This window comes from Alkalibacterium olivapovliticus, from assembly GCF_003003275.1.
In the GTDB taxonomy this organism is placed as follows: Bacteria; Bacillota; Bacilli; order Lactobacillales; family Carnobacteriaceae_A; genus Alkalibacterium; species Alkalibacterium olivapovliticum.
In genome coordinates this window covers 14,877-37,098 of sequence record NZ_PVTO01000020.1, presented here as the reverse complement: position 1 = coordinate 37,098, position 22,222 = coordinate 14,877, and the positions used below count along the sequence as shown (strand labels likewise).

Below are 22,222 nucleotides of genomic sequence, written 5' to 3'. Positions count from 1 at the left end.
TCCTGAACGAGTCTGTTCACTATATAGAGCGTTTTGAGAGGAGCATACTCGTCAGCTGACGAGTATGTACTGCATTAAAAAATTGTGAGTACTTGCTTCACTTCAGTTCGAACTTGATAGGCGGTATTTCAAAGAATGATTAACCTGTCTTAGGCTTACTCCAACTTGGTTTCACACTGGGTGAACTGAGTCGTAATCAAGTTCAGGACACTCAAAGATAATCCTGAGGAGAGTAGACCGAAGTGGAGTTCCTTTTAGCTAAGTGGAGGTCATCTTTTTGACAGGTTTGTCGAAGAGGTTATTAGTTAGGTAAAGTGGAGAAAATTTTGGATTGAGCAAACCCAAGTTGAACTTAGTTAAGCAAAGTGGGGGATTTAAGTTAGTGGAGTTTACTCAGCAGACAGCAAATTCGATCAACTCCAGTAAGAGGCACGTTCTAGTTAGCCATACCACTGCTTAGTTCGGTTCACTGAAATGAAGCTTTCCCAGAGTATACTTAAGTCACACACAAATAAAGAAAAAAGGAAAAAAAGGGTATGAAAAAAATCAGTTTTTGATTAAATAGACAATATTTATAACAAGGAGGGATGACAATGGAAATTTTGAAGGAAAGAGAACAATCTCATCTGCTGAAGGGCTTGATTTATTTAGATAAACGCATTGATCTGAATGAAACCGATAAACGATACCTTGTTAACCTGCAAAAAGGATTCAAAGGCGAACGCTGTTTTGATGACCTTGTTAAGACCATACTTGATAAAGAGATGATTGTATTAAATGATCTGCTGCTGGTCAGTAACGGTACAACATTTCAGGTGGATTCAATCATCATCACGTCAAACACACTCTATCTTTTTGAGATCAAAAATTATTCTGGGAAATACATTAGGAACTCAGATGGATTAAGCACTATTCAAGGACAGGATGTGGCGAATCCAATGATTCAGCTGAGCAGAATGGAGTCGTTTATCAATCAGCTGCTGAAAGAGTGGAACAGCACGAGCAAAGTGGAAGCCAATGTGGTGTTCGTCAACCCACTATTCAGCTTGTATAATGCTAAAATCGATGATCCTATTTTAATGCCGAATCAAATCGAGGAGTACCTTCTAAAGATCAACAGCAGAAGTAGAATGCTCACGAAAGAGCAACATTACCTCGCCAACAGGTTCAGAAAACTTGAAAACAGTGGAATGCCAATGCAGAAGCAGCTCCCTTACTACAATTATGAAGAATTGAAAAAAGGGCTCTCGTGTAAGAATTGTGGTTCTTTTGAATTGCTGATTACTCAAAGATCTTGTTACTGTAAATCCTGTTTCTTTAAAAGTTCTGTAGGAGAAGTGATTCTTAATAATATTGAAGAAATGCAGTTCCTGTTTCCAGAACTTAAATTGACTACGACAAATGTAAACAACTGGTGTGGTGAAGTTGTTCATTTTAGAAAGATAAGAAAAATTCTGAAGGATCATTATATTGCTGCCGGGGAAACGAGTGGTAGAGTTTACGAATGACCATAGGGAGTATCGTGTATAAAAAAAGACTGCTTAAGTTGCTAAGCAGTCTGACCCTTGATCCGTTACTTATTCAGTTACTCATTTACTTCAAAGGCAGGTTCTAAATGACCATTATCTGCAAGGTCGTCTAGGAAATCGTAGACTTCCTGACTGGTGAATGCGTCGTGTAGGGCCTGAATCGCATCTGAATCCTGGTTATCTTCTCGGGCAACTAATTGAATAGAGAAGGTAAAGTCATCATCCTCTTCAAGGAATAAAGCATCTTCTGGTGTTAAGTCCACTGATTCAATGTAAGTCGGATAGTTGAAAACAAGTTCTACGCCATCCTGATAAGCGGAAGACAAGTTGAGCAAGTCGATGCTTGTAAAGGTAAAGTCATACGGATTGTCTTCAATGTCATCAACAGTCGCATCAAATGTGACATCCTCACTTAATGTAATCAACTCATAGTGATCTAAAATCATCAGGGCACGTGCTTCGTTTGACGGGTCACTTGGCAGTGCGACTTCAGCCCCTTCTTCAATATCATCGATCGAATCATAAACAGGAGAATAAAAACCAACGATGGCATTGTAAATAGGCTGCATCGCTACCAGATTTCCATCACGCTCGCTGTTGAACATTTTCATAAAGGGTTCGTGCTGGGCAAAACTTGCATCTACTTCTTCATTGAGTAACGCTTCGTTGAATTGAATGTTGTCAGAGACTTCGACTAATTCAACACGATAACCGTCTGCAATCACTTCTCCAGCGATTTCGACGATGTCAGTCATTGGAGGCAAGTGTGAGGCCACTTCGATAACAACGTCTTCACCCGTATCTTCTGCCGTTTCTTCAGTAGTGTCTTCCACTTCATTTCCAGTGTTTTCTTCAGCGGTATCATCTGCTGCATCTCCACAGGCTGCCAGCAGTAGGGCAGTACTTCCTAGTAATAAACTTTTTCTAATCATCATCTTTTTTCTCCTTTATATTTACTATCTTTTATCTATTCTTTTTGCCAATTTCAATCCCAGCCACTGGAAGATCTCAACTAATATGATAATCAGCACAATAGCGGTGTACATAATATCTGTTTCGTAACGCTGGTAACCGTACCGTATAGCGAAGTCCCCGATTCCGCCGCCTCCGACCACACCCATGATAGTGGAGTAGGAGACAAAACTGATGACGGCAGTGGTAAAGCCGATAACCAGGCTGCTCCTTGCTTCGACGTACAGGAATTTCCAGACTAGCTGCCAGTTCGTCGCGCCCATTGATTGTGCGGTCTCTGTAATGCCCCGTGGTACTTCCATCAGAGATTGTTCAACAAAACGGGCATACAGAGCAATAGCAATAACAACCATTGGAAATGATGCGGCAATAGGGTCTCCTGTTGCTCGACCATACACTTGCCTGATAAAGGGCTGCATGGCGACCACTAATAGAAGAAACGGGAATGAACGAATAATATTGACCAGTATATTTAGTAGGCGATTCAGGAAACGATTGGCCATCGGTCGGGTGTCGGCTGTCAGATAAAGCAGTGTTCCCACAGGAATCCCAAGCAGTATGGCAGCAATCATGGCAAAAAACAGCATGATTCCTGTTTCCCATAAACTTTCAATCAACCGTGGCGAAAATTCAATGACACGTTCAATGTATAGCGAAATGGACTCAGTCATGTGTCAGCACCTCGATTGCCCGTTCCAGATAGGGAACAACGATTTCTTTGCTCTCACAACGGTTGACCTGTACGATCTGCCTGATTTGACCTTGCTCCATCAAGGCGGCACGCTGACACAAAGCTTTAATGACAAGTAGTTCATGTGTCACGACTACGATCGTCATTTTAAATTCCTCATGAGCCTTTTTAAGCACCTCGACAATTTCTTCAGTCGTATTCTGATCAAGGGCAGAAGTGGGTTCATCACATAATAATAATTTTGGACGTGTGATAAGTGCCCTGGCAATACCTACTCGCTGTTTCTGACCACCGCTTAGTTCCTGAGGGTAATTGTTTTTCTTGTCGGCTAATCCAACAAAGTCCAGCACCTCATCAACTGTTAAAGCATTAGGGTACTTATGCAGGGTAAGTGGCAAGCGTACATTGTCGGCTACTGTTTTATTGTTAAGCAGATTGAACTGCTGAAAAATCATACCGATCTGTTTCTGCTGCAGTCTGAGTTTTTTCTTTGACAGCTGAGTCAAATTGACATCATCCACACTTACCGATCCTTTATCTGGAGATTCAAGTGCATTGATCATTCGAAGTAAAGTAGACTTTCCTGCACCACTTTCTCCAATGACCCCGAAAGATTCCCCGCTTTCAATCGATAAGTTTATATTACTCAAAGCTGTGAATTCAGTTTGTTTACTATAAAAAGTTTTTTCGATGTGTTGGAGTTTGATCAAAGTGTCTATAGACCTCCTTTTAGCACGTCGCTGTTTAAACAACACAGCTAATTATAGGGAGTAAATAAAAGGTAAGCAATAAAAACAGAGCTTATTCCTTTTAATGAATACCCGGTCATTATTAAATTGAGTACGCTGAAAAAACACAAAAGGTCTCTGAAGACTGTTAGAATAAGAAGAACAGCCTGTTTTGGGCAATGGGATAAGAGGGTGCTATAAAAGATTATTATAAACAATATTGTTTTTAAAGGGAATTTTAGACAGAAAAAACCACCTGCCGACAAATCGACAAGTGGTAAAAAAGGAGTGGTAACAAACACTTGGAGGAGTGTTGTTACCAAAAAATAAGTTGGTTGTTGTGGGTATGAGTAAAGTATAGTATTAAAATTTGAATTAATTATGACCAATTCATGATAAATCATAGGTTTATGTTCTAGCAGATGCGAAGCACTACGGCAAATAAAATAACCGCCTTTTCCTCTAGAAAAGACGGTTGGGGATAAGACGTAAAGTCTCTATTTCATTTGAGTATAAACTATTCAATCCGGGGAGAAAGAATTGTGGTATCAAATGAGTTTTCTTTTCAAAGACTGCTTAACTGTTTCGGGGGATCCAGTTAAACTTCTTTTGGGGAGAAAAGAAAGGTGTACTTTATTTCCACATTGATAGTGTATCAAATTGGTCAAGTTAAATCCTTAAAATTGTCTAAGCATTTAGCCCTTGAAAATAATAATTTACTCACTAAGTGCATCGATCATAGCTTTATTGAATGCAGGTAAATCATCTGGTGTACGACTTGAGATCAGTCCGGACTCATCAATAACGACTTCCTTGTCATAAAAGTTTGCGCCGGCATTTTTTAAATCAACCGCTACTTGTTTAACGGCAGTAATATCTTTGCCTTTTACAACTTCCGCATTAATCAGTAATTGAGGGCCGTGACAGATTGAGAAGATGGGCTTTCTGTCATCGGAGAATGCTTTGGTAAATGCCAGGAAACGGTCATCTTTACGCAACTGATCGGGTGAAAAGCCACCTGGAATCAGTAAAGCATCAAAGTCTTCTGGAGAAACGTCATCAATCCCTTTATCGATGGTCACTGATGCTTCCCCTTTTTTACCTTCTACTGTTTCACCAGCCTCGAAACCGATAGTGGTGATCGTGTGTCCGCCACCTTCCAATTCTTCTTTAGGCGAAGTGAATTCCACATCTTCAAATAACTTAGTTATAACGACAGCTACTTTTTTGCTCATATTCAAATTCCTCCTTGTTTGATCTATTTATAGTGTATCGACTCAAAATTATTCGGGCAAGTGAAACGATTTGAAGCCCCTTGTTCAGTCAACTTTTTTGTACGATAAAACTCTTCAGTTTATGTTATGATGTGAAAAATAGATCCTTTTTAAAGGAGGAAAACAGTAAATGAATATTGCGTTGATTGCACATGATAAGAAGAAAGACGATATAGTGAAAATCACAGAGGCGTACAAGCTCATTCTTGAGAAACACAACTTGTTTGCAACGGGCACGACAGGTTCTCGTATTGCAGAAGAAACCGGGTTGGATATACACCGGTTCAAATCAGGTCCACTTGGTGGTGATCAGCAGATCGGTGCTTATATATCTGATAATAAAATGGATCTGGTGATTTTTATCCGTGACCCATTGACCTCACAAGCGCATGAACCGGACATTTCAGCACTTTTACGTCTATGCGATGTGTATGAAATTCCACTGGCAACGAATATGGGATCGGCAGAAGTCCTGCTTAGAGGACTGGACGCTGGATTTTATGACTGGCGTGACGTTTCCAGAGGACAAGACCGTGATTCTCTACATTTTTAAAGGGGCGGTAATATGCTGTTATTAGTTGGATTGGCTCTGATCGTTTACGGCTATATTTCATTTAAGTACTCAGATAAAAAGAAAACCGGTCATCACCGGGCAGGAACAGATAGTCAATTCCCTGAGTGGTTTCCAAAGCTTCATAAGGTAGGCGGGTTACTGTTTATCATCATGGGGCTCTTACTGTGTTTGACATACTTTATTATATAACTTATTTATGAAAGGATTGTCCCTATGATAATTGGCGTTCCAAAAGAAATTAAAAATAATGAATTCCGTGTTGCACTTACACCTTTTAATGTTAAACGACTGATCGATAATGGTCATCGTGTACTTATTGAAAAAAATGCCGGAGTCGGCAGTGGATTTGAAGATGACCTTTACACTAATAGTGGAGCAGAACTGTCTGAGTCAGCCAGCGCGGTATGGAATCAGTCAGATATGATCATGAAGGTCAAAGAGCCGTTAAAAGAAGAGTATACGTATTTTAGAAAAGGCCTTATCCTATTCACGTACCTGCATCTGTCAGCTGCTCCGGAACTGGCGAAGGCTTTAGTCGAGAACGAAGTGACAGCCATCGGATACGAGACAGTTGAGAAGAATGGCAAGCTGCCATTGTTGACACCGATGAGTGAAGTTGCAGGCAGAATGTCTGTTCAAATAGGGGCGCACTATCTGGAAAAACATGCGGGTGGTATCGGCATGCTTTTAGGCGGTGTGCCAGGTGTCGAAAGTGGGACAGTCACGATTTTAGGTGGAGGCGTTGCCGGTGAAAATGCTGCTCGAATGGCAATCGGTATGCGGGCAAAAGTCAACATTATCGAATTGAATCCGGAACGGATGAGAGAATTGACTCGCTTGTTCGGCAGAGACATACAAACACTTGCTTCTACACCCTCTAATATCGCAAAAGCGGTTAAAAACTCTGATTTAGTTATTGGTGCTGTGCTGATACCAGGACGGAAAGCACCTAAACTGGTGACTGAAGAGATGATCAAGTCAATGAAAAAAGGAACAGTTGTTGTGGATATAGCAATCGATCAGGGTGGGAATTTTGAGACGATGGATGAGCCGACTACACATGATCAGCCAACCGTCGAAAAGCACGGAGTCCTTCATTATGCAGTTGCTAATATCCCTGGTGCTGTACCCAAGACGTCGACTATCGCACTGACAAACGATACGATCCTCTACGCACTCCAGCTCGCCGATTTGGGCGTCGAAAAGGCCGTAACTAAAAATCCGGTACTTGCGACAGGTATCAATAGCTATAAAGGGAAAATAACCAATGAAGCTGTGGCAAACGAGTTGAACTATGACTACGTTGAGTTAGGGACATTGCTTAATTGATCATAGATAGATAAACGGAATAGAACGATTGGGTGATTCTGTTTCGCCCCTTCCACATAAAAAGCTCATCCGCGGGGATGAGCTTTTTTACTGTAGTCAATTAACGGTCTTTCAAACGACTCCCGCCTCTTGGGGTAAATGAATAATATTTAAAGCACCATAACGCACTTAAGCCGATAAGGATATAAACAATGCGAACACCCCACTGCTCTGGATCGCCAAATGCTGTTTCTACTACATTAAAACCAATTAAACCGATAAGTAATAAATGGATCCCACCGATAATGAGAATGGTCAACGCCGCGCGGTCAATTATTTTCAAACTAGGTCCTCCTCTATGTTCTTATATCCTTATGATACGAAATTTATGAATAAAAGTCGATTGTTTCTCATCAAGTGCTGGAGATTATTTATGAAAAGGTGAAAACGAATAGAAAAAAGAAAATTGACTGGGCAAGGGTTAACTCTATGTTATACTGAAAAAGTAAAAATGAATTCAGTATGTAACCATTTACAAAAGGGTGGTTGTCCTTAAAGGGACTAGTCTATTATATTATACAGGAGGGGTAAGAATGGTAAAAAGTGACATTGAAATAGCTCAGGCAACAGACATTTTCCAAATTGGAGAAATCGCGCAGAGGTTAGGGATCGAAGAGGATGCCTTAGAGCATTATGGGAAATATAAAGCAACAGTTGATTACAGCGCACTACATAATACTACAGGAAAAGACGGAAAGCTGATTCTTGTTACAGCTATCAATCCTACTCCTGCTGGAGAAGGTAAAACCACGACTTCTGTTGGTTTGGGAGATGCCCTCCAGAAAATAGGTAAAAAAACAGCTATTGCATTACGTGAACCGTCACTTGGACCAGTTTTTGGCATAAAAGGGGGCGCAGCTGGAGGCGGGTATGCGCAGGTTATTCCAATGGAGGATATTAATCTGCACTTCACGGGCGATATTCATGCCATTGGAGCCGCCAATAATTTAGTAGCGGCCATGATCGATAACCATATTTATCAAGGAAACGAGCTGAATATCGATCCGCGTCGAGTCACATGGAGACGTGCAATCGATATGAATGACCGTCAGCTGCGCTCGATCATCAGTGGAATCGGTGCTCGCACAAATGGGATGCCTAGAGAAGATGGATTCGACATTACAGTTGCATCAGAAATAATGGCCGTCCTCTGCCTGTCCAGCTCAATGGCTGAAATGAAAGGGAAGTTGAAAGACTGCCTGATCGGCTATACGTTTGACAATGAACCTGTCAGACTAGGTGAGCTGAATGCTCAAGGCGCAGTTGCCGCTTTACTGAAAGACGCTCTTAAACCGAATTTGGTTCAAACGCTTGAACATACGCCTGTATTTATCCATGGCGGACCATTCGCCAATATCGCTCACGGATGTAATAGTCTGCTGGCGACTAAAATGGCTTTGGCGCACGCGGATTATGTGGTCACTGAGGCTGGATTCGGAGCCGATCTGGGTGCCGAAAAATTTATCGATATCAAATGCCGTATGGGTGGCATCAAACCGGATGCCGTCGTTATTGTTGCAACGATTCGTGCGCTTAAAATGCATGGTGGGGTTAAAAAGACTGATTTGGCTGAAGAAAACACTGAAGCCCTTAGAAAAGGAATGCCTAACCTGTTGAAACACATTGAAAACATCCAGGGCACTTTCTCTTTACCGGCTATCGTAGCAATCAATGCATTCCCTGGTGATACACAGGAAGAATTGGATGTACTGAAAAAAGCCATCGAAGACACCGGCAGCAAAGTGGTCCAGTCAAATGTCTGGGCAGAAGGTGGAGAAGGCGGTATTGAATTAGCTGAAGAAGTCGTTAAATTGACTGAAAGCGAATCAACGCTGAGTTATGCGTATGAATTAAGTGATCCAATAGAAGAAAAAGTAGAAAAAATCGTCCAGTCCGTCTATGGTGGTGAAGGAACAGAATGGACTAAAAAAGCAAGAACAATGGCCAGACGACTGGAAAAATTAGGTTATGGCGACTTGCCGATCTGTATGGCTAAAACTCAGTATTCATTGTCAGACAATGCAACGGCTCTTGGACGGCCGACTGGATTCAAAGTTAATATAAGAGATCTGACTGTCTCAGCCGGTGCGGGCTTTATTGTTGTACTCACAGGCAACATCATGCGGATGCCGGGTTTACCTAAAGTGCCGTCTGCTGTCCAGGTGGATGTAAATGATGAAGGTAAAATCTCCGGATTGTTTTAAAGGGGGAAAGAATATGAACGAATTGACGATCGAGCATTATTTAACGGAATTAGGAAAAAAAGAGGGCACACCAGGTGGAGGAAGCGCAGCAGCTTACATTGGTTCTATGAGTGCTGCTCTTATCCGAATGGTCGCTGATATTCAAAAAGATAAAAAGAAATACACAGAGCACGCTGATGACATAAAACAGGTACTGGATCAGGCACAGAGCGCGCGATCGTTTTTTGAACAACTGGCAAAAGATGATGCCGTTGCCTTCGAACCGGTGCTGATGGCCTATAAATTGCCCAAAGAAACACCTGGAGAAAAAGAAATTAGACAGGAAGCAGTTGAAAAAGCGATCCGGGGAGCAGCTCAGCCGCCTCTCACGATGCTGGATAAAAGCCACGAACTAATTGGTTTGCTTGAACAGCTGACACGAATGAAAATGAGCGGAACAATCATCAACGATTTAATGGTTGCTGCTTTATTTATCGAAACGGTATTGGAAACGGCTGTATTAAACGTTACAATTAACACAAAGCTATTATCCGATGAAGCCGAACGAGTCGTTATAGAAGATAAAGCTTTTGAGCGCGTCGCCAGCGGGAAAAAGAAAGTGCAGGAGCTGCGTGAAACAATCAATTATTTTCTTGAGAAAAATGAGTGGCCGGATTCACTATAGTTTTTAAAGATGAGCAGTACTTAGGGTGAATAAGTACTGCTCATTTGTTAATCGATCAGTTACTTAAGATGGAGGGACTTTATGACTAAGGAATTACGAGGCAAACCTGTAGCAAAAGCATTACTTCAGCAGACAGAAAAGACGATTGAGGATTTGAAAAAGATTGACTGTTACCCGACTCTGGCTATTGTAAGAGTGGGGGATGACGAATCCTCTGTTTCCTATGAGAACGCAGCGATCAAAACGATGCAGCGTGCGGGAATAGCAGTAGAACCCGTTATCTTTAAAGAGGAAACAAGCTCTGAAGAAATTCTTCAGGCTCTCGACTCATTAAACAAGAATACTGATATTCATGGGGTGTTAGTGATGCAGCCTCTTCCGGGGACTCTTTCACGTAATGACGTTGCCCGCTGTTTAGACTCAAACAAGGATATTGACGGGCTGACACCTGAAAATCTGGGACGGTTAGTTGAGAATGATCCGATCGCTCTTTTTCCGAGTACACCTAAAGCCGTCATGGCTCTCCTTGATTTTTATGATATAGAAGTAGAAGGAAAAGATGTGTGTGTAATCGGCAGTAGTCCTGTGGTGGGGAAACCATTGACAATCATGCTGTTGAACCGGGAAGCAAGTGTTGCGAATGTGCACATTAAAACGAAAGATGTTAAACAGTACACGCGTCAGGCTGATATCGTCATTTCAGCAACGGGGGCTGTCGAACTGGTCACGGCTGACTACATTAAAGAAGGGGCTGTCGTAGTGGATGTCGGATTTGGATACAAAGACGGCAAACCAGTCGGAGATGTCAAATACGACGAAGTCTTTGCAAAAGCATCCGCTGTTACCCCCGTCCCTGGGGGAGTCGGGTCGATCACTACAGCAATTTTGGCTGAACAGGTGGCTCAGGCCGCATGGAATCAGCGCTCTAACTAAAGGGGGAAGAGATGATGGGGAAAGAAGAATTAAGAAAAGGTATGCTGCTTTCACTGGAAGAAATTGGATGGATCAAACGAAATCAGACAGAAAACGATTTGCAGGATCATTTATTTGATTCTTTGCTGTGGAATGAAGCCGATTGTATTGGGGTGACCGTATCCAGCGAACGAGAGTGGGATACCCGTACCATTATCGAAAAAGCATGGGAAGAAGGGAAACGCGTCTGTGTCCCTAAATCTGACCATCAGACGAAAGGCTTAGATTTTTATGAGCTGACATCTTTTAATCAGCTTGAAAAAGGATACTTTGGGATTGAGGAACCACTGCCGGAGAAGACGAAGCGCCTGAACCCTGAAGAAATTAAACTACTGATCGTTCCCGGACTGATTTTCACACCGGCTGGCTACCGTATTGGCTATGGAGGCGGGTATTTTGACCGTTTCCTGTCTGATTTCAAAGGCCCAACCGTGTCCCTCCTTCATTCCAATCAGCTGGTCGACTCATTTCCCATAGAACCTCATGACGTTCCTGTAGGGTTTCTGATTACAGAAGAAGGGATTCAAAAAGCAACTCTGGTCAATTAAGTTACCTTGCCCTATTGAGTAAGAGAACCGACTAACATATAATAAAGAAGGAAAAAAGAGTAAGAGAGAAACGTTAAGTGCTGGGTGGATGGGATGTTGCCTCCAGACGAAAAAACGGTGGTTTTGCGATTTCTCTCTGCATCCGCTTGAAAACTAGCTAGTTTTTTGGCGAGGACTCTTTAATTTTTCTGAGGCTACCGTACTCAGTTTAATGCACTTGACCAGTGCAAACACTGGTTAAGAATTAAAATTAAAGGAGATCTTCGATTATGACAGCAACACCACGTACTGACGACCGTCAGAATGTTTTTTTACAGTATATTTTTATAGGGGTCCTGGCCCCTCTCTTTATTTCGTTTGTGATTCCCTACCTGAGGATGCAGATCGGAACAGACGCTGCGGCTTATGTCCTGGGCCAGACAGGTAACTGGCAGATGGTATTAACGGATAGCATCGTCTTGTTTGCCTTTACAGGTGTCCTTTTTTCTCTGGGACTGTATGTCACAAGAAAACTGCAGGAAGAAAGCATCCTGATCAGTCTGCTGCTCGGGAACCTTATAACGGGAGCGGCTTATGTCTTGTTCCTTCAGCGGGAGATTCTTCACATAAACGTGGTTTATGAAGGAAGCGGTGTGATTTACGGCATTGCCTTTTTGTTTTATGTGTGGCTGCTGATTTACCGTGCCGTCCGCTTATCACAGTGGCGTCTGGGTAATCGGACAAAAGGCATAGCGATCATCGGATTGCTTGTGGCGATGAACATAACACTCGGGCGGATCGGGATCACGACGCCGGTTGTTCGGATAACCTTTGCTTTCCTGCCGACCGCTTTGATAGGGATGCTTTTTGGTCCATGGGTCGGAGGGGTAGCTGCCGTTTTAGCCGATCTGCTGGGATTTATTATTGGGGGAGGTGTGGGAGGGTTTTTCCCCGGATTTACACTCTCGGCTTTTCTGACAGGTATGGCATATGGCTTGTTTCTGCATAAGCGTGAGGTATCAACTAAACGCGTTATAATGGCAGAGGTGTTCATAGCGCTGTTCATCAATCTGACGTTGAACACTATCTGGCTGCGTATTTTAACGCAAAACCCGATCGTTGTGCTCCTGCCGCCAAGACTGATTCAAAATGCCATCATGATAGTTGTGCGTGTATTTACTGTTCAATTTATAGCAAACAACAAGCAGTTGAGAAGAGTCTATCTGAAATATTCAACCGCACGAACGTAACTAGTATCTTAAGAAAAACGCCCTGCAAAAGAGTGAAGACCACTTGTCTTCTACATTTTGCAGGGTGTTTTATCATGTTGAGAAACGTGCCGGGAAGACTAAACGGAAACAGATTGACGCTGGTATTTTTCAAACCATTGAGCCGAATCGATCCAGTGGATATGACGGATATCGTCCAAGGGGATTTGTCTGGTCCTGTGGTCACGCAGTTTTATATAGACCTGATCATCCTTAAATCCTTTTGCTACACCTTCTATATCAGGCAGATAACCCCCATCCTTGACAATGTTCAGCTGAATGGCGAGCGGTTTCTGGAGCGTGTAACTTTTATACAGTAATGTACTGAGTTCTTCAAGAGATAATTTCTCTTTAGGAACGATGATTGCGGACTGAGTGTCTTTCTTTTGTTTTTTTAATGCTTCAGCATGATCAGATAACATCATGCCCATCCATTTCATTTTCCCCCTGTCTTTATAGCCTAAAGCGTCTGGGGAGAGTTTGATGATGTCTTGTGCCATTTCAACCAGCCTCCTCCTTGATAATAGTTATAATAAAAATAAGTAACACGCAGCGACTGCACCAGATAGGTCATCTTTCTTTACCCGATCGGTGTCCTCCTAGTAATTTGGAGCGGTAGAGTGCCGTACCTCCATTGGACAGGCTACTGGCATGGAGGAGTGAGGTGTAGCCGTATTTATGTCTGATCGAGTCGATTGTCTGATCCAGATCTTCCTGATTGATCAGTTTTTCCGCGGAATCAAACAGTGAGAGTTGCAGGGCGGACTTAGGTTCGATTTTTCCGAAAGTAACATTGACGACCCGCACAGGCACACGTTTATAATAGCGATTGAACAGGATGAGCAGCCCTTCGATAATTTTTTTAGACGAATCCGTCTTTTCAATAGGCAGCTGATGACTGAATCCGCGGTCATCTATATCTTTTGAAAAACCGATACTTAGTTTGACCACGCCGGTCGTCAGATGATGCCTGCGTAGTCGTGTCGCATTTTCTTCTGCCATTTCACGAATCACAATCTCCACTTCATGCTTTTCAACATAATCTCTGTTAAGAATCTGATTTTTACTGAAAGAGGTTGCTTTCGGCGTAAATGTTTCAGATAACAGGGTTCGGTCTATGCCATGTGCATGAAAAAAGAGCTGCTCACCTATCACACCAAATCGTTTTTTCAGTTTCCTCACATCAGCTTGGGACAACTCGTAAATGGAATGGATTCCGATACGCTGCAGATGCTGTTCTGTCCTGGATCCAATTCCCCAAAAATCTCTCAGGGGAGCAATTTCCCACACAGTGTCCTGGACATCCTGATAGTGCCAGGTCGCTATAAAATTGCTGCTTCGGTCATGTTTGGCTGAATGATCCAGTGCCAGCTTGGCAAGGAGCGGATTATCCCCGATGCCAATAGTTACGACCAGCTTCATTTCTTTCCAGATAAGGTACTGAATCTCTTTTGCTATGTCTTCTGTGCTGCCAAACAGACGATGAGAATGGGTGACATCCAGAAAGGATTCATCGATGCTATAGACATGAAGGTCTTCTTCGGCCACAAAGCGTTTGAATATGTTGACGATCTCTATATTTTTCTCTAAGTATAAAGCCATGCGCGGTTCAACGACATCAATGGCGGCATCTTTTGGAATTTCATACACGCGTGTCCCAGTTTTGATTCCGTATAATTTTTTGACCATAGGAGAGGAAGCCAGTACTAATCCGCCGTTATTATCTGGTTTACTCACGACTGCCACTTTTGCCTTAAGGGGGTGCTCCTTTCTTTCGACAGCTTCTACTGAGGCAAAAAAAGACTTCACATCGATACATAGAATATCTCTGCAGGGCTCGTTAGAGTAATCCATAATTTGTAACATAACAGCTCCTCCTTTACGGGAATGTATGTTTGTTTTAATTATAGGAACATATATTCGGTTCGTCAAGGGGAACGCGTCCGGAAACTTGAGGCAGTTCTACAGAATGACTGCAGCATAACAGGCTGAAAACGTAATGAAAAGGTGAAACAACAAGGCATAGTTGCTCTTAAATTAAAGAGAAGGCAGGGAAAAATAAAAGAAGAAAATGGGGTTCGGCAAAGTGGAAGTGAAAAGAGTTTTGAGAACGCTGAAGATGGTGCACGTTCGGTAAACTAAAGTGAAGAAAAATGTAGAGTCTGCTGAAGAGCGAGGGGGTTCGACAAAGTGGGAGTGAACTAAGCAGGCAGATTGCCGAAGTCAGACAGAATTTGGTAAAGTCTGGGGCAGTAGGACTTGAGTGTGCTAAAGTCCTGACTGCTTGCGTTAAGTGAACTTAACTGTACCGTAGAGTTTGCTTAAGGGAATGCTACTTCAGCAGACTCAAAAGTGTACTGGAAGAGAGTCTGCTCAAGTGAAGGATTTTCGGCAGACTCAAACGATAAGAAGGAAGGGGTGCGCCAAAGCACCCCAACCACTTTTCACCAAACGGACAAAAAAAGAGAACCACCATCAGTCTCGATGGGATTCCCTTTTGGATCAGCGACGAATAAGCATCGACTGACTGATTGAATCGTAACAGTTATTTTCCTTCGACGTAAGGTACAGCTTTAACTGTTGATTCGATGTTTCCTTTTGTCGCTTTTGAGTAAGGGCAGAATGCGTGAGCTTTCTCTGCCAGTTTTTGAGCCTGTTCTTCGGACATGTCTTCTACACCGACTTCGATTTCCACACTCAATTTAAATCCACCATCTTCAGGATCTTTCAGCAAGTGTACTGTCAATGTCACCTGAGAGTTATTCTCGATGTTCTCTTCTTTTTTATAATGGTTCAAGGCTGAATGGAAGCAGGCACTGTAACCTAGAGCAAAGAGTTGTTCCGGGTTTGTTCCTTCTCCATCTCCACCCATTTTTTTAGGGGGAGCTATTTTTACTTCATATGAATGGTCAGGTGTATGACTGTTCCCACCATCTCTAGCTCCTATATTGACTGCGGACGTCGTATAAACAACTTTATCTGGCATACTGATCGCGCTCCTTTTCTTTAGTCTATTATCAGTATAGCACTAAAAAAAAGAAAGGCTAAACAAAAGCCTTTCCTTCAAATTGTTCTATTAAAGGGGAAATATCAGGACAATACAAACTTCTCAATTGCTTTAGCGACGCCATTTTCTTTATTGGAAACCGTGATGTGATCGGCTACTGCTTTCACTTCATCGCGTGCATTTTCCATCGCTACACCGACACCGGCCCACTCGATCATATCAAGGTCGTTTCCACCGTCGCCGATTGCCATGACAGACTCTTGAGGAATAGACAGGAGTTCAGCTAGTTCTTTCACAGCGGTTCCTTTGCTTGCTTTTTTATTCAGCAATTCCAGAAAGAATGGTTCGCTGCGTAAGATAGTATACTTCTCCCACAAGGATTTAGGTAAGCGGGAAATCGCTTTTTCTAAAATAGATTCTTCGTCGATCATCATCATTCTATTGTAAATGACAGCCGGGTCCATTTCATCCGGTTTGCGGTGAAACAGTGGGAGACCGATCATGTATGCTTCACGGACAGAATATTCACTGATATCACTATTCGGGGTGAAAATTCCTTCGTTATGAATCGCATGGAAGTGGGAGCCGGCATTTAAAGCCGCTTCCTGTAACGTAACGTAATCCTGGTGATCCATCATATGCTTGACCACTGCTTTTCCAGATTTCACTTCCTGGACCAGTCCGCCATTATAAGTGATGACATAATCGTCATCGCCTTTCAAATCCAATTCGTCTAAGAATGCAGTCGCTCCAGGAAACGGTCGACCTGTACAGATGACGATTTTAACACCAGACTGCTTGGCAGACTGAATGGCTTTTTTTACTTCGGGGTTTATTTTGTGTTCCTCATTTAATAATGTTCCATCTAAATCAATAGCAACTAGTTCGATTGTCATGCATTTTCTCCATTCTTTGTTTCGTCAGGATGTATTATAGCCCCATTCACAATGTAGCGCTGGAAAGCATCGTATTCTTCCTGAAACATATTGATATTAGCACTCTTTTCTTCCAGAAATTCTTTTGGTACATATAATCGGTGATCGCCATGTAGATTACCGCTCAGTGTCTTGACGATTGGACTGACTTTGCTCAATTCGACAAGTGTGCCGTCAGACTGCATCAGACGGATCGGTGTTTTACTTTTCAATTTGTAATCATAAGGCAGGTCTGAACTGCTATTGGTCATGGTATACAGGTTTTTGTCATATGTCAAGCTGCCTACGATGTCGCGCAGAATTTCTACTATGGCATCGTCTTTTCCATCGATATAAGTGACGGATTTGAGCGGTTTTCGGTGCAGAAACATTTTCGATAACTCACTCAGATAAGCATCTTCGCTTTCAGTCCATAAGGTAATCGCCGTCTGTAAAATACCGTCATCAAGTTTCAGGTAATCGTTTAGAGTCGGTTTTTCCTCGAAAAATGGATCCAGCAGCTCGAAGGCAGGGTATAAAGTGTCTTCTTTGTATAATTGTTTTGCACGGTAAAGTAGACGGTCCAGTGTGACTTCCATTCCCCGCGAAGCCGGATGGAAGTAGACCTGCATATACATCTGGAAGCGGCTGACAATATAATCTTCAACGGCATGCATGCCCTGATACTGAAACGCTATGCCGTCTTTATAAGGACGGATCACACGCAAGATCCTGGACAGATCGAAAGCACCATAAGTAGCGCCTGTAAAAAAAGCATCTCTTTGCAGATAATCCATCCGGTCAGCATCGATTTGACTGGAAATCAGCTGAATTACTTGCGGATTTGGGTGCTGTTTCGTAATGACGCTGGCGACCTGATTTGGGAAATCATGGGACACGCGTCTTAAAACCGTGTTGACTTCTGTCTCATCAGATAGAATAATTTCGGTTGTCAAGGACTCATGATCGGTATTAAATATTTTTTCAAATGTATGAGAAAATGGACCATGTCCAACATCATGCAGCAAGGCTGCACATAACGTCACTAAGCGCATGTTGCAGTCCCAGTCATCGGGATAATTCCGCTCGAACATATCAACGATACGGCGGGTCAGTTCATAAACACCCAGAGAATGGGAGAAACGGGAGTGTTCCGCTCCGTGAAAGGTGAAATGAGACGTGCCTAGTTGTTTGATTCGGCGCAGACGCTGAAATTCTTTAGTATCGATCAAGTCCAGGATCAGGCGGTGGCGGACGTGGATATAGTCATGCACCGGATCTTTAAACACTTTTTCGATAGGGAGACGATCTGATTTTTCGAATGTTTCAATACACATAGTGATTCTTTTTTACTCTATCTTCTTATGTTAATGAACCTAAGAAGGTGCTCTGCGAAGTAAAAAAACTCCTCTCCTGAACCTCAAGCACTGAGGATTAATTAAGGTAATAATTTGTCGTTTCGAACAGTCATTTTTTCAAAGCCTTCAGAATACGATCCCCGGATGGTTGAGGAGAGCTCACCCTTTTGAAGAGAAACCGGCTCAAATGCAGCTAACAGAAGCCGTTTCGCGTCGTCTATCGTCATAGGGGTGTCAAAGGCTTCTTCCAGAGTCGTCATCACGTTCGGATCGACTGCAGGAAAATTCCATTTAGTTTTGGTGCCTTTCAATCCCTTGTCATAAAACTCACGGACCATTTGGGCGCGTGTATGCTGATCTCCTGACACGCTGAGATAAATCATGATGGCAATCCCCCCTCTGATGCGGCGTTGAGAAATGCCTGCGATTTTTCTGCCTGCAATACTTAAGTCAAAGTCGCCGGGGCAATACGAATCTTTGATTTCATACGCCTCAATGGATTTACCGAAAGAGGCAAAAGCCGCCTGGATAACGTGATGCATGCGCGCATAAGCATCATCGATAGGGAGGCGCTCGTCTTCTTCCGGAAAAATCATTGAAAAATTCAGTACGCCTTTATCGCCCACCACAGCCAGTCCGCCTGAATTTCGAACGATATAGGGATAACCGTGGCGACTAAAAGAAGGAAGTGCATCCGACAGATAAGGGAGTTTGGTATCCATCATTCCCAAAATAATCAACGGACTTGTCTGCCAGAAGTGTAGAATGGGCTGGGCAGTTTCACCAGCTTCCTTTATAAAAGCATCAGTCAGTGCAAAAGGAGCGAACGGGTGCTCAGTATAGGCGTCAGGCAACTCATCGAATAATAAAAAAGGATGCCGGTATTGCGATAAAAAAGAAAGTTCCACAGTCATGAATATCCGTCCTTTGTTCGATCTAATCGTTATTTTATTCAGTATACCAAAAATAACAGTTTTTGGGGCCGGGATATCACATATAGAATGAGACGTGTCTGATAATTTGTGATAAACTATAGTAGACAGACAATTTTAAAGTAATATAGAGGAAGGAGTAGCGATTTTGCCTTCAAAAGAGCTAAAAAACGGCCTACCTGCCGAAGTGACAATGGAAACATCTTATATACAGAATGGCGAGACCCATCAGCATTCGTTTGAAGAAAAAGGACGAGTCGTCTATATGAATAACAGCTACTATATTCGTTTTGAAGAGACACATGAAGAGACCACTGTTCCGGTGACAGTCAAAATCAATCCGGATGGTGTCGTTCATCTGATAAGAAATGGCGATCAGACAATGCGCCTGAAATTCAACAGTAAGGAAAGAACGCAGACAAACTACAAGTCTCCCGCAGGCATTATTCCGCTTGATGTGACAACAGGCGATTTAAGAGTCAGCTACTACGATCGTCCATTTTCCGGACGAGTATGGGTCGATTATGAGCTCCATGCCAATGAACAGAAGCTGGGAGAATATCAATTTAGATTGCGTTTCACGACGTAATCGTGTAGTATAAATTAGTTGAGGTAAGAGTAAGGTGAAAACGAAGATAGAAAGGGCGTTACAGTCGTGGAATTAAGTCAATTTAAAGGTCAATCAAAAAACGAACTAGCTATGGTAGACGTTGCCCATGCAATACTTGAAACAACAGGGGAAGTCTCGGATTTTAATGACTTACTGGCAGAAGTAGCAGATTATTTAGAATTAGATGATAGTGTATTGGAACAGGAAATGATCCAGTTCTATACAGATTTAAATGTAGACGGCCGTTATATTTCACTGGGAGATAACCGCTGGGGTCTTCGTGCATGGTACCCAATCGACTCGATCGATGAAGAGATTACACATGATAACGATGAAGAAGACGAAAAACCGCGTCGTAAGAAACATAAAGGCTTTGATGCATATGAGGACGAAGAAGCTGATGAGGAAGAAATAGAAGATGACGACGAAGAAGCTGTTGTTAAATACGGTGCGGCTGTTGAGGTAGATGAACATGGCGTCATGGTAGATGATGAAGATGAGGAAGACTTAGGGGAATACAAGGCTGACTTGGCTGACCTGGGTGATGAAGATGAAGAAGACAGTGAAGAGTTAAAAGGCTTGAATATCGTTGATGACGAAGAAGTACTTGATGATTCTGAAGACGACGAAGAAGAATAAAAAAAGTGACTAGTTGAAAACGACTTGTCCGTTTGAAATAGTGTCCCGTACAGATCGTGTACTGGCGCTATTTTTTTGAGGTCGAAAACCCTTTAAGAAAAAGGGTAGTACGTATGATTGAGAAAAATCTATAAAACTCCCCCTTGACTTAGACGTCAGAGGTAGTTAAACTATTTATTGGGCACCCTACGTCTATTTTTGATGTAGAGTAGGGTCAGCAGGACGGAATGTAAAACTATTCATCGCTCCCTATTCTATTATTAAATGGAATAGGGAGTTTTCTGTTTTATGGGATATTCTGCCTTACCGGATAACAAAAAGTGGAGGGAACAAACATGACAAAATATATATTTGTAACAGGCGGAGTCGTCTCGTCAATCGGAAAAGGGATCGCAGCTGCTTCTCTTGGAAGACTTTTGAAAAACAGAGGACTGAAAGTGACGATTCAAAAGTTCGATCCCTACATCAACGTGGATCCAGGCACAATGAGTCCATATCAGCACGGCGAAGTATTCGTTACGGACGATGGAGCGGAAACGGATCTGGATCTAGGGCATTATGAGCGATTTATCGACATTAACTTAAATCAGTATTCGAACGTGACGACAGGGAAAGTGTACTCTGAAGTCATCAATAAAGAACGCCGTGGGGATTATCTCGGAGCAACTGTACAAGTCATCCCTCATATCACTGACGAAATAAAGAAACAAATCATGCGTGCAGCTCAGACAACTGATTCAGATATCATCATTACTGAAGTTGGGGGAACAGTTGGCGACATTGAATCACTGCCATTTTTAGAAGCGTTGCGTCAAATGAAAAGCGATGTCGGCTCTGACAATGTCATGTACCTGCACACCACACTTATTCCTTATTTAAAGGCAGCAGGGGAAATGAAAACTAAACCCACCCAGCATAGTGTCAAAGAACTACGCAGCTTAGGGATTCAGCCGAACGTACTGATCGTCAGGTCTGAGTATCCAGTAGAGCAGCACACTAAAGATAAACTGGCATCCTTTACTGATGTCGATTCAAAAGCAGTCATCGAATCACTAGATGTAGACACACTTTACACTATTCCCTTAAACCTTCAGAAACAGGGACTCGATCAGATCGTCGTTGATCATCTGAAACTGGATGTACCGGAAGCGGACATGACCGAATGGAAAGCACTGGAAGAAAAAGTACTCAATCTGAAAGAAACAACACGTATTGCCATCGTTGGGAAATATGTTGAACTGCCGGATGCTTACTTATCCGTTGTTGAAGCACTGAAACATGCTGGTTACGCTGCTGACTCGGAAATCGACATTAAATGGGTCAATGCAGAAAGACTCTCTCCCGAAGAAGTGGTCAGAGAATTAGCTGATGCAGATGGTATTTTAGTCCCAGGTGGATTTGGCGAACGCGGACTGGAAGGCAAAATGCTGGCTATACAATATGCCAGAGAAAATAAAGTGCCGTTCTTCGGTATTTGTTTAGGCATGCAGCTGGCTGCTGTTGAATTTGCGCGAAACGTTGCTCATCTTAAAGATGCAGGCTCTGCAGAAGTGAATCCGGACATTGAACATAACATCATTGACTTGATGCCTGATCAGAAAAATGTCACAGAGATGGGTGGAACATTGAGATTAGGCCTTTACCCGTGTCAGTTACAGACAGGAACAGTTACAGCAGAAGCCTACAGTAACCAGGAGGTTGTTCAGGAACGTCACCGTCACCGTTATGAATTCAATAATAATTACCGTGAGTTATTAGAAGAAAAAGGATTGGTTTTCTCAGGTGTCTCTCCAGATAATCGTTTAGTAGAAATTATAGAAGTAAACGATCATCCGTTTTTCGTAGGGTGTCAGTTCCACCCTGAGTTCATTTCCAGACCGAATCGCCCGCAGCCACTATTTAAGTCATTCATAGAAAAATCACTGGAAAATAAGACTAAGTAAGCTGAAACTAATACACACTATGAAAATTTTTGAAAATAGAGATAAAGA

At 42.6% G+C, this 22,222-nt stretch carries 23 protein-coding genes and 1 riboswitch; of the genes, 12 read left to right on the top strand and 11 right to left on the bottom strand.

The window, feature by feature from the left end; all coding sequences use genetic code 11:
* Positions 1-593: 593 nt before the first annotated feature.
* Complete coding sequence (locus CLV38_RS09720) at positions 594-1,508, top strand: nuclease-related domain-containing protein (RefSeq protein ID WP_170068872.1); 915 nt, start codon at positions 594-596, stop codon at positions 1,506-1,508.
* A 77-nt stretch (positions 1,509-1,585) separates the two neighbouring features.
* Here CLV38_RS09720 and CLV38_RS09715 read toward each other — a convergent pair whose 3' ends face one another.
* From CLV38_RS09715 to CLV38_RS09700, 4 genes are all read right to left on the bottom strand, one after another.
* Complete coding sequence (locus CLV38_RS09715) at positions 1,586-2,461, bottom strand: MetQ/NlpA family ABC transporter substrate-binding protein (protein WP_106194864.1); 876 nt, start codon at positions 2,459-2,461, stop codon at positions 1,586-1,588.
* Between the two features lie 24 nt (positions 2,462-2,485).
* Complete coding sequence (locus tag CLV38_RS09710) at positions 2,486-3,172, bottom strand: methionine ABC transporter permease (protein WP_106194822.1); 687 nt, start codon at positions 3,170-3,172, stop codon at positions 2,486-2,488.
* Positions 3,165-3,902: a methionine ABC transporter ATP-binding protein gene (locus tag CLV38_RS09705; RefSeq protein WP_106194819.1), complete on the bottom strand. Its 738-nt coding sequence runs from the start codon at positions 3,900-3,902 to the stop codon at positions 3,165-3,167. Before CLV38_RS09705 ends, CLV38_RS09710 begins: the two co-directional genes overlap by 8 nt.
* A gap of 734 nt (positions 3,903-4,636) precedes the next feature.
* Positions 4,637-5,155: a type 1 glutamine amidotransferase domain-containing protein gene (locus CLV38_RS09700; protein ID WP_106194815.1), complete on the bottom strand. Its 519-nt coding sequence runs from the start codon at positions 5,153-5,155 to the stop codon at positions 4,637-4,639.
* A 169-nt stretch (positions 5,156-5,324) separates the two neighbouring features.
* Between CLV38_RS09700 and mgsA the strand changes: the two genes are divergently transcribed.
* The 3 genes from mgsA to ald are packed head-to-tail and all read left to right on the top strand — an operon-like array spanning position 5,325 to position 7,097.
* On the top strand, positions 5,325-5,747 hold the full coding sequence (mgsA, locus tag CLV38_RS09695) for a methylglyoxal synthase (RefSeq protein WP_106194812.1): 423 nt from the start codon (positions 5,325-5,327) through the stop codon (positions 5,745-5,747).
* Between the two features lie 12 nt (positions 5,748-5,759).
* The gene (locus tag CLV38_RS09690) at positions 5,760-5,957 is read left to right on the top strand and encodes a hypothetical protein (protein ID WP_106194809.1); all 198 of its coding nucleotides are present in this window, start codon (positions 5,760-5,762) and stop codon (positions 5,955-5,957) included.
* Positions 5,958-5,981: 24 nt separating this feature from the next.
* Positions 5,982-7,097 carry an alanine dehydrogenase gene (gene ald, locus CLV38_RS09685; protein ID WP_106194806.1) on the top strand — a complete coding sequence of 372 codons (1,116 nt, stop codon included), beginning with the start codon at positions 5,982-5,984 and terminating at the stop codon, positions 7,095-7,097.
* A 100-nt stretch (positions 7,098-7,197) separates the two neighbouring features.
* Here ald and CLV38_RS09680 read toward each other — a convergent pair whose 3' ends face one another.
* Complete coding sequence (locus CLV38_RS09680; RefSeq protein WP_106194803.1) at positions 7,198-7,419, bottom strand: DUF378 domain-containing protein; 222 nt, start codon at positions 7,417-7,419, stop codon at positions 7,198-7,200.
* A 250-nt stretch (positions 7,420-7,669) separates the two neighbouring features.
* Here CLV38_RS09680 and CLV38_RS09675 point away from each other — a divergent pair, with 250 nt between their 5' ends.
* The 5 genes from CLV38_RS09675 (at position 7,670) to CLV38_RS09655 (ending at position 12,753) form a co-directional block, all read left to right on the top strand.
* Positions 7,670-9,340, top strand: coding sequence for a formate--tetrahydrofolate ligase (locus CLV38_RS09675; protein WP_106194800.1), 1,671 nt, complete (start codon positions 7,670-7,672; stop codon positions 9,338-9,340).
* Between the two features lie 13 nt (positions 9,341-9,353).
* A complete protein-coding gene (locus tag CLV38_RS09670; protein ID WP_170068871.1) occupies positions 9,354-10,004 on the top strand; it encodes a cyclodeaminase/cyclohydrolase family protein in 651 nt (216 codons plus the stop codon).
* 81 nt (positions 10,005-10,085) lie between these two features.
* Positions 10,086-10,937 (top strand): bifunctional 5,10-methylenetetrahydrofolate dehydrogenase/5,10-methenyltetrahydrofolate cyclohydrolase, encoded by an 852-nt coding sequence (locus tag CLV38_RS09665; RefSeq protein ID WP_106194794.1) that lies wholly within the window; start codon positions 10,086-10,088, stop codon positions 10,935-10,937.
* Between the two features lie 14 nt (positions 10,938-10,951).
* The gene (locus CLV38_RS09660; RefSeq protein ID WP_106194791.1) at positions 10,952-11,524 is read left to right on the top strand and encodes a 5-formyltetrahydrofolate cyclo-ligase; all 573 of its coding nucleotides are present in this window, start codon (positions 10,952-10,954) and stop codon (positions 11,522-11,524) included.
* A 53-nt stretch (positions 11,525-11,577) separates the two neighbouring features.
* Positions 11,578-11,674: riboswitch (THF riboswitch) on the top strand.
* A 119-nt stretch (positions 11,675-11,793) separates the two neighbouring features.
* Positions 11,794-12,753 carry a folate family ECF transporter S component gene (locus CLV38_RS09655; RefSeq protein ID WP_106194788.1) on the top strand — a complete coding sequence of 320 codons (960 nt, stop codon included), beginning with the start codon at positions 11,794-11,796 and terminating at the stop codon, positions 12,751-12,753.
* Positions 12,754-12,851: 98 nt separating this feature from the next.
* Here the strand turns inward: CLV38_RS09655 and CLV38_RS09650 are convergent, their stop codons facing one another.
* The 6 genes from CLV38_RS09650 to CLV38_RS09625 form a co-directional block, all read right to left on the bottom strand.
* Positions 12,852-13,271: a hypothetical protein gene (locus CLV38_RS09650; RefSeq protein ID WP_106194785.1), complete on the bottom strand. Its 420-nt coding sequence runs from the start codon at positions 13,269-13,271 to the stop codon at positions 12,852-12,854.
* A 70-nt stretch (positions 13,272-13,341) separates the two neighbouring features.
* On the bottom strand, positions 13,342-14,637 hold the full coding sequence (locus CLV38_RS09645; RefSeq protein WP_106194782.1) for a Y-family DNA polymerase: 1,296 nt from the start codon (positions 14,635-14,637) through the stop codon (positions 13,342-13,344).
* Between the two features lie 679 nt (positions 14,638-15,316).
* Positions 15,317-15,757: an organic hydroperoxide resistance protein gene (locus CLV38_RS09640; RefSeq protein ID WP_106194779.1), complete on the bottom strand. Its 441-nt coding sequence runs from the start codon at positions 15,755-15,757 to the stop codon at positions 15,317-15,319.
* Positions 15,758-15,861: 104 nt separating this feature from the next.
* Positions 15,862-16,674, bottom strand: a complete 813-nt coding sequence (gene yidA / locus CLV38_RS09635; RefSeq protein WP_106194776.1) for a sugar-phosphatase — start codon at positions 16,672-16,674, stop codon at positions 15,862-15,864.
* Positions 16,671-18,029, bottom strand: coding sequence for an HD domain-containing protein (locus tag CLV38_RS09630; protein ID WP_106194773.1), 1,359 nt, complete (start codon positions 18,027-18,029; stop codon positions 16,671-16,673). Before CLV38_RS09630 ends, yidA begins: the two co-directional genes overlap by 4 nt.
* A gap of 101 nt (positions 18,030-18,130) precedes the next feature.
* Positions 18,131-18,904 (bottom strand): lipoate--protein ligase family protein, encoded by a 774-nt coding sequence (locus CLV38_RS09625; protein WP_170068870.1) that lies wholly within the window; start codon positions 18,902-18,904, stop codon positions 18,131-18,133.
* Between the two features lie 226 nt (positions 18,905-19,130).
* On the opposite strand from CLV38_RS09625, the gene CLV38_RS09620 reads away from it, so the two are divergent.
* The 3 genes from CLV38_RS09620 to CLV38_RS09610 all read left to right on the top strand — a co-directional run bounded on the left by CLV38_RS09620 (position 19,131) and on the right by CLV38_RS09610 (position 22,174).
* Positions 19,131-19,571 (top strand): YwiB family protein, encoded by a 441-nt coding sequence (locus CLV38_RS09620; protein ID WP_106194767.1) that lies wholly within the window; start codon positions 19,131-19,133, stop codon positions 19,569-19,571.
* A 66-nt stretch (positions 19,572-19,637) separates the two neighbouring features.
* Positions 19,638-20,231 carry a DNA-directed RNA polymerase subunit delta gene (rpoE, locus tag CLV38_RS09615; RefSeq protein ID WP_106194764.1) on the top strand — a complete coding sequence of 198 codons (594 nt, stop codon included), beginning with the start codon at positions 19,638-19,640 and terminating at the stop codon, positions 20,229-20,231.
* A gap of 335 nt (positions 20,232-20,566) precedes the next feature.
* Positions 20,567-22,174: a CTP synthase gene (locus CLV38_RS09610; RefSeq protein WP_106194761.1), complete on the top strand. Its 1,608-nt coding sequence runs from the start codon at positions 20,567-20,569 to the stop codon at positions 22,172-22,174.
* The last annotated feature ends 48 nt before the right edge of the window (positions 22,175-22,222 follow it).